Raw genomic sequence first — 8,016 nt, 5'->3', positions numbered from 1 at the left:
GATAACATGTCGGGTAGAAATCGCCTGAAACCATTTTTCAGAAATCTCTACCCGGCAATAATCACTTATTCATATGTCATCACAAATTCCGCCGCCGAATTGGCCGTTCCGGCGATGATGGTGCCGGTGCGCACGTAGCGGGCTTTCATGGGAATGGTGTAGCTGCCGCCCGTGGCTTTTACGTAGCCTGAAAACGTCGTTTTGGTGTTAAACGGCACGGCAGTGATGCCATCCTCATACAGCACCTGTACACCAATGCCGCTCGCCGTCGAACCGCTGTCGAGCGTGAGATACTGGTTATTACCGGAGCCCTGCAGCGTGATCCCCGCTGCGGGTTTAAAGGTATAGCTCACCGAGGTCATCCCGGCAGCGCAGTTGTTGATTTGAAAGTTAAAGGGTACCGGCTGGCTGTTACTGCCAACAGCGGCAAAATCTTTGGCGGCATGCGAGCCGAGTGGAACGGTAATATCCGGTGTCTTGCAGGAGCTGACAGTGAATGTGGTATTGCCGTTAAATTTCCATGTCACACCTCTCACTCCACTGTATATGCTATATGATTCGCTCAGATAACCATAGGCGGCATCTTTCCCACTGAGCGTGGTTGTTCCTGGGGTGATTTGGGTGGCGGTAGCGACATACTGCCCGTACAATGACTGAAAGAAGAAAGGCTGGGGGTTAGAGGAATTAGTGGCGGTAAAGTAAAGACTCGTGCCGTTACTAATCTGCACATTATTGTAAGCACTCCACATTCTTATACCCACACCTGGGACCCCGGTGTCAAATAATGTATAACCACCACTCGTTGTAAGGTATGACAAACTCCCTTTCTGGAGGAGTTCGTAAATAGTAGATGTACCACAGCTTACATATATATAAGGCCCCGTCCCCCAGCCGATCGTGAAAGAATTGCCAATGTTTTGTCCCTTTGTCAGCGTTGCCGGGACAGTGATATTTGCAGGTAGCGCGTTCCCCCAGATAATCTGCGGCCCCCCACTGGTTATATAACAATATGCCTGGCACAGCGGACTTAAGACAATCAGCCCTGAGAAAAGAGCGAACTTCACAATAAAAGGTATTATTTTCATCATGTATTTCCCTGCCCCGTAAGGCGCGCACACGAGGTTAAATTATTGGTGTTGGTAAGCGGCTTCATGCCGGGTATAACCGCCATAATCATTGATAGTGGTAAAAAAAACTTTCCCCTGTGCGGCCTGTTCCTTTCCCTGCAGAAGAAATAGTTGTTGCCCTTTTGCCGGGCACATTCCACTTTGACTGATATCTTGCTCCCCGGAGGGCGGCGTCAGCCGGATATCCTGAAAAGAAACAGTAAATGCGCTGGGGTTTATGCACTCGATTCCATTATGCGTTCCCCGCCGCCAGTGCAGTTGCGAAACCGCCGCCTCCGGTGAACCCGGCAACCCCTTTGGCCGGTAAAAAAGTTTCAGCCGTGTGCGCACCGGGAACTGCATATAATTCTCCGTCCCGGCCTTTTTACCTTGCGGCTGCGGTCTGACCTCCAGAATATTCACCCAGAACACCGACTCACGGTCACGGGGAATCTCGCCGCCAATAAAGCTAATACGCAGCGACTGCCCTTTACCGGGGTCGAGGCGGAAAATCGGCGGCATAACAATAAACGGCGGTCTGGCATTATTCTCTTCCCCCGCATCCACCCATGCCTGAATCATACGGGGGTCGCTGGCTTCATTTTTGATGCCCAGCGTTGTTTCTTGTTTCCCTTGTGGGTAAATCACGCGGGTGGCATCAAGCTGAATACCGGCCTGAGTGCCGGGAATGGACATGAGTGACAGGACTGAAAAGCAGATTGCGCGTCTGAGCATATTCCCTCCGTGGAAATGCGTTGCTGACGTGCCGTTATAAAGAACAAAGTTGTCGATAAGGAGATATTGTATTGCTGAAAAATATCCCACAACCCGGTGGAATCGCAAGCTGCTGGGTTGCCGTATGGCGTGAAAAAGTAAAAGGCTGTGTAACTTGCATGCCGCTGAAGCAGTCAGGTAGCGGAAATCACGTTAAATTCTGAAACGTTGTTTGTGACAATTTTTCTGCTGCGAGGGTGGAGTCTGAGCCCGCAAATCCGGGCTCAGTCAGAGAAGGTGTTACTGCAGGCGCGACGGCGGTGCGGAGTGGTAATGGGCATCCGCCTCGGCGAAGCGTTTTTCCATTGCCGCGGTGGGCGCTTTACCCAGCAGGCTGAAGACCACAATGCCGATGCTGGCGAAAACGAAGCCCGGAATAATTTCGTACAGGCCCAGCCAGCCGAACTGTTTCCAGACGATAACCGTTACCGCACCAATCACCATCCCGGCCAGCGCCCCGTTGCGGGTCATTTTCGACCACATGACGGAGAACAGCACCACCGGACCGAAGGCGGCACCGAAGCCTGCCCAGGCGTAACTCACCAGACCCAGCACGCGGTTTTCCGGGTTCGCCGCCAGCGCAATAGAGACCAGCGCCACCAGCAGTACCATCACGCGTCCAACCCACACCAGCTCCTTCTGACCAGCATTTTTGCGGAAGAAGGCTTTGTAGAAATCTTCGGTCAACGCGCTGGAGCACACCAGCAGCTGGCAGCTCAGGGTAGACATCACCGCCGCCAGAATGGCAGAGAGCAGCACACCGGCAATCCACGGGTTGAAGAGGATCTGCGCCAGTTCGATAAACACGCGCTCGGCGTTCTGGTTAACCGCCCCCGCCTGCTCAGGGTGGTTGTTAAAATAGGCGATACCAAAGAAGCCGACCGCTACCGCACCGGCAAGGCAGAGGATCATCCAGGTCATACTGATGCGACGCGCATGTACGATGCTGTGGTGGGAGTCCGCCGCCATAAAGCGCGCCAGAATGTGCGGCTGGCCAAAGTAACCCAGCCCCCAGCCCATCAGCGAAATAATGGCCACAAAGTTCAGACCTTTGAGCATATCGATGTTTTCAATGCTTTTTTGCTTGATCACTTCCATTGAGTCAGCAAAGCCCCCCACGGAGATAATCACAATCACCGGCGTCAGGATAAGCGCAAAGATCATCAGGCTGGCCTGCACAGTGTCGGTCCAGCTAACCGCCAGGAAGCCGCCGATAAAGGTGTAGATGATGGTGGCAGCGGCACCGGCACATAAAGCCTGCTCATAGGTCATGCCAAAGGTGCTCTCAAACAGGCGCGCGCCTGCCACGATGCCGGAGGCACAATAGATGGTGAAGAACAACAGAATCACTACTGCCGAGATAATACGCAGCAAACGACTCTTATCTTCAAAGCGTCCGGTGAAATAGTCCGGCAGCGTCAGGGCGTTATTGTTGTGTTCGGTATGCACGCGCAGACGGCCTGCCACCAGCTTCCAGTTGACCCACGCACCCAGCGTCAGGCCAATGGCAATCCAGCTTTCAGAAATCCCGGAAATGAAAATGGCGCCGGGCAAGCCCATCAACAGCCACCCGCTCATGTCGGAAGCACCCGCAGACAGCGCAGTAACCAGCGGCCCGAGGCGTCGCCCCCCTAAAATATAATCGTCGAAATTTTTCGTTGAACGCCATGCAAAGTATCCGATAAGGATCATGCCAAAGATATAAACAAGAAATGTCACCAGTAGTGGTGTGCTAATTTCCATCGAAATTCTCCAGGATTATTCGTCGGCAACTGTCATCTTTGCCGCTTTTATTCCACCACCGGAACGAGGTGAGGATGTGGTTATTGTATAAAGCGCCCGTATCCTGCCGGAAGCCTCGCTTATTCACAATTGATTTAACACTGCATTCACATCAATTGCATCCCGCGACGAGAGGGTCTTTTTAAGAGGTTGCACTTAATCACACTTTTTACGGTTGCACCTTATAAAAGTGTTATGCACCGCAAATATCCCACTCTCTGAACGTTAGAACAGCGCTTAAATTAAGTAACATACAATTAACTTATTACGCGATTTAACCTTGTCACAAAGTTGACATTTAACATGGTTGCACAAAGTTGCAACATGACGGATAGTCAGCTCACCACGAATTCACAGGAGAAAGTCATGGGCACCACGACCATGGGGGTTAAGCTTGATGACGCTACGCGGGAACGCCTGAAAGCGGCAGCGGCAAAAATTGATCGTACACCGCACTGGCTGATTAAACAGGCCATCTTTAGTTATCTGGAAAAACTGGAAAACAATGAGATGGTACCGGAACTGCCCGTCACGCATATTACTGGCGCATCCGATTTTGACGACACGGAAACGCCGGTAGAGGAAACACCGCAGCCTTTCCTCGACTTCGCAGAAAATATTCTGCCGCAGTCCGTCACCCGTGCCGCCATTACCGCCGCCTGGCGCCGCCCGGAAACCGACGCCGTGCCCATGCTCCTGGAACAAGCGCGCCTTCCTTCACCGGTTGCCGAAAAGTCTCAACAGCTGGCGTACCAGTTGGCCGAAAAACTGCGTAACCAGAAAACGGCTTCTGGCAGAGCGGGAATGGTGCAAAGTCTGCTTCAGGAATTTTCTCTCTCTTCGCAGGAAGGCGTGGCCCTGATGTGCCTTGCCGAAGCGCTGCTGCGCATCCCGGACAAAGCTACCCGCGATGCCCTCATTCGCGATAAGATCAGCAACGGCAACTGGCAGTCACACATCGGCCGCAGTACCTCGCTGTTTGTGAACGCGGCCACCTGGGGCCTGCTGTTTACCGGCAAACTGGTGTCGACCCATAACGAAACCAGTCTCTCCCGCTCCCTCAACCGGATTATCGGCAAAAGTGGTGAGCCCCTCATCCGCAAGGGTGTCGACATGGCGATGCGCCTGATGGGTGAGCAGTTCGTAACCGGCGAAACCATTTCTGAAGCCCTGGCAAATGCCCGCAGGCTCGAAGAGACAGGTTTCCGTTACTCCTACGACATGCTCGGTGAAGCAGCCCTGACGGCGGCAGATGCCCACGCCTATATGCTCTCTTATCAGCAGGCGATTCACGCCATCGGTAAGGCCTCTAACGGACGTGGTATCTATGAAGGACCGGGCATTTCTATCAAACTGTCGGCGCTGCACCCCCGCTACAATCGCGCCCAGTACGATCGCATGATGGATGAGCTCTACCCACGTCTGAAATCCCTGACCCTGCTGGCGCGCCAGTACGATATCGGGATTAATATCGACGCCGAAGAGGCCGACCGCCTCGAGATCTCACTCGATCTGCTGGAAAAACTGTGTTTTGAGCCGGAACTGGCAGGCTGGAACGGGATTGGCTTCGTCATTCAGGCTTACCAGAAGCGCTGTCCGTTCGTGATTGATGACCTGATCGATCTGGCAAGCCGCAGCCGTCGCCGCCTGATGATCCGTCTTGTCAAAGGCGCCTACTGGGACAGCGAAATCAAACGCGCCCAGATGGAGGGGCTGGAAGGCTATCCGGTCTATACCCGCAAGGTCTACACCGACGTCTCCTACATTGCCTGCGCCAAAAAGTTGCTGGCCGTGCCGAACCTCATCTACCCGCAATTTGCTACCCATAACGCCCATACTCTGGCGGCTATTTATCACCTGGCCGGTCAGAACTACTATCCGGGCCAGTATGAGTTCCAGTGCCTGCACGGCATGGGCGAACCGCTGTATGAGCAGGTTGTGGGCAAAATCAATGACGGCAAGCTTAACCGTCCCTGCCGCATTTATGCACCGGTGGGCACCCATGAAACGCTGCTCGCCTACCTGGTGCGCCGTCTGCTGGAAAACGGGGCAAATACCTCGTTTGTGAACCGTATTGCAGATGCCACCCTGCCGATTGATGAACTGGTTGCCGACCCGGTTACTGCGGTGGAAAAACTCGCCCGTCAGGAAGGCGGCGTCGGCCTCCCCCATCCGAAGATCCCTTTACCGCGAGCGCTTTATGGTGAAGGACGCGTAAATTCCGCAGGGCTTGATCTTGCGAACGAACACCGCCTGGCCTCTCTTTCTGCGTCCCTGCTTAACGGTACGGCGCAAAAATGGCAGGCCAAACCGCTGCTGGAGACACCGGTTGCCGACGCAGAGATGCAACCGGTAATCAACCCGGCAGAGCCAAAAGATATTGTCGGTTACGTGCGTGAGTCCACTGAAGCTGAAGTGTCCCAGGCGCTGGATAATGCCCTAAATCAGGCCCCTATCTGGTTTGCCACGCCACCTCAGGAGCGCGCTGCTATCCTTGAGCGTGCCGCCGTGCTGATGGAAGATCAGATGCAGTCGCTGATTGGCCTGCTGGTACGCGAAGCGGGCAAAACCTTCAGCAACGCCATTGCTGAGGTGCGTGAAGCGGTGGATTTCCTGCGCTACTACGCCGGCCAGGTGCGTCACGATTTCGATAACATTACCCACCGCCCGCTCGGACCGGTTGTCTGTATCAGCCCGTGGAACTTCCCGCTGGCTATCTTTACCGGGCAAATCGCCGCGGCGCTGGCGGCAGGTAACACCGTGCTGGCAAAACCGGCAGAGCAAACCCCGCTGATTGCCGCCCAGGGCATTGCCATTCTGCTGGAAGCGGGCGTCCCGCCCGGCGTACTGCAGCTTCTGCCAGGGCGTGGCGAAACGGTGGGGGCGCAACTCACCGCCGATGAGCGCGTGCGTGGCGTAATGTTCACCGGCTCCACCGACGTTGCCACCCTGCTGCAACGCACGGTCGCAACGCGTCTTGACCCACAGGGCCGTCCGACCCCGCTGATTGCAGAAACCGGCGGGATGAACGCCATGATCGTCGACTCCTCAGCGCTCACCGAGCAGGTGGTGATTGACGTCATGGCCTCGGCGTTTGATAGCGCCGGTCAGCGCTGTTCCGCGTTACGTGTGCTCTGCCTGCAGGACGACATTGCTGACCATACGCTGAAGATGCTGCGCGGTGCGATGGCAGAATGCCGGATGGGTAATCCAGGCCGTCTGACCACCGACATTGGCCCGGTTATCGACGCCGAAGCGAAAGAGAATATCGAGAAACACATAGCCGCGCTACGCGCCAAAGGCCGCACCGTCTTCCAGGCCGTGCAGGAAAACAGCACCGACGCGCGTGAATGGCGCACCGGCACCTTCGTGCCGCCTACGCTGATTGAGCTTGAGCGGTTCGACGAACTGCAAAAAGAGGTCTTTGGTCCGGTGCTGCACGTGGTGCGCTACAGCCGTAACCAACTCGATGAGCTGATCGGTCAGATCAACGCCTCCGGCTACGGGTTGACCCTGGGCGTACATACCCGTATCGATGAAACCATCGGTCAGGTCACCGGGCGGGCGCACGTCGGGAACCTCTATGTGAACCGCAATATGGTAGGTGCGGTGGTGGGCGTGCAGCCGTTTGGCGGAGAGGGTTTATCCGGCACGGGTCCGAAAGCGGGAGGCCCGCTTTACCTCTACCGCCTGCTGGCAAGCCGACCGGAGGACGCGGTACTGCGCACGCTGTCCCGCCAGGACGGCACCACAGCGGCGGACACGCAGATCAAATCCGCCCTGCTTGGGCCGTTAGAGATTCTGCGTGAGTGGGCCGCTGGTAAACCTGATCTGCAGGCACAGTGTCGCACCTTCGCTGAGCTGGCGCAGGCAGGTACGCAGCGCATCCTTCCTGGCCCTACCGGTGAGCGTAACACCCTGACGCTGCTGCCGCGCGAGCGGGTACTGTGTATAGCGGATAATGCCCCGGACGCCCTGGTCCAGCTGGCCGCTGCACTGGCATGCGGTTGTAAAGTGTTGTGGCCGGAAGACGGTATGCATCGCGATCTGCTAAAACAGCTGCCGGACGCGCTGGGGCCGCATATTGCGCTCGCACCTGCGGAAACGCTGATGGCTGAAAGCTTCGATGCAGTGATATACCACGGCGACTCCGATCAACTGCGTGAGCTTTGTGCCGACGTTGCCGCCCGTGATGGCGCGATTGTTTCGGTGCAGGGCTTTGCACGTGGTGAGCGCAATATACTGCTGGAACGGCTGTGGATTGAACGTTCGTTAAGCGTCAACACCGCGGCGGCAGGCGGTAATGCCAGTTTAATGACCATAGGATAAACTACAGCCATCGCCCCGGTCATCT

At 55.7% G+C, this 8,016-nt stretch carries 4 protein-coding genes; 1 reads left to right on the top strand and 3 read right to left on the bottom strand.

The genetic code is table 11. The annotated features are described in order from the left end of the window. Positions 1-65: 65 nt before the first annotated feature. The 3 genes from KXR87_RS06125 to putP all read right to left on the bottom strand — a co-directional run bounded on the left by KXR87_RS06125 (position 66) and on the right by putP (position 3,623). Positions 66-527, bottom strand: a complete 462-nt coding sequence (locus KXR87_RS06125) for a fimbrial protein (RefSeq protein ID WP_437431372.1) — start codon at positions 525-527, stop codon at positions 66-68. Positions 528-1,127: 600 nt separating this feature from the next. Further along, positions 1,128-1,841, bottom strand: coding sequence for a fimbrial biogenesis chaperone (locus KXR87_RS06120; RefSeq protein WP_437431371.1), 714 nt, complete (start codon positions 1,839-1,841; stop codon positions 1,128-1,130). A gap of 279 nt (positions 1,842-2,120) precedes the next feature. Then, positions 2,121-3,623 carry a sodium/proline symporter PutP gene (gene putP / locus KXR87_RS06115; protein WP_437431370.1) on the bottom strand — a complete coding sequence of 501 codons (1,503 nt, stop codon included), beginning with the start codon at positions 3,621-3,623 and terminating at the stop codon, positions 2,121-2,123. Positions 3,624-4,028: 405 nt separating this feature from the next. Here putP and putA point away from each other — a divergent pair, with 405 nt between their 5' ends. Next, positions 4,029-7,991, top strand: coding sequence for a trifunctional transcriptional regulator/proline dehydrogenase/L-glutamate gamma-semialdehyde dehydrogenase (putA, locus tag KXR87_RS06110; protein WP_437431369.1), 3,963 nt, complete (start codon positions 4,029-4,031; stop codon positions 7,989-7,991). Positions 7,992-8,016: the final 25 nt, after the last annotated feature.

Source organism: Yokenella regensburgei (assembly GCF_051486985.1).
Lineage (GTDB): Bacteria > Pseudomonadota > Gammaproteobacteria > Enterobacterales > Enterobacteriaceae > CBFFRJ01.
Note: the sequence above shows the minus strand (reverse complement) of the source record. Positions and strands in the feature narration are given on the sequence as shown.

What these genes read in the sequence shown, in the direction of transcription:
- KXR87_RS06120 (WP_437431371.1), bottom strand. Translation starts at nt 1,841, where the DNA reads ATGCTCAGACGCGCAATCTGCTTTTCAGTCCTGTCACTCATGTCCATT.
- putP (WP_437431370.1), bottom strand. Translation starts at nt 3,623, where the DNA reads ATGGAAATTAGCACACCACTACTGGTGACATTTCTTGTTTATATCTTT.
- putA (WP_437431369.1), top strand. Translation starts at nt 4,029, where the DNA reads ATGGGCACCACGACCATGGGGGTTAAGCTTGATGACGCTACGCGGGAA.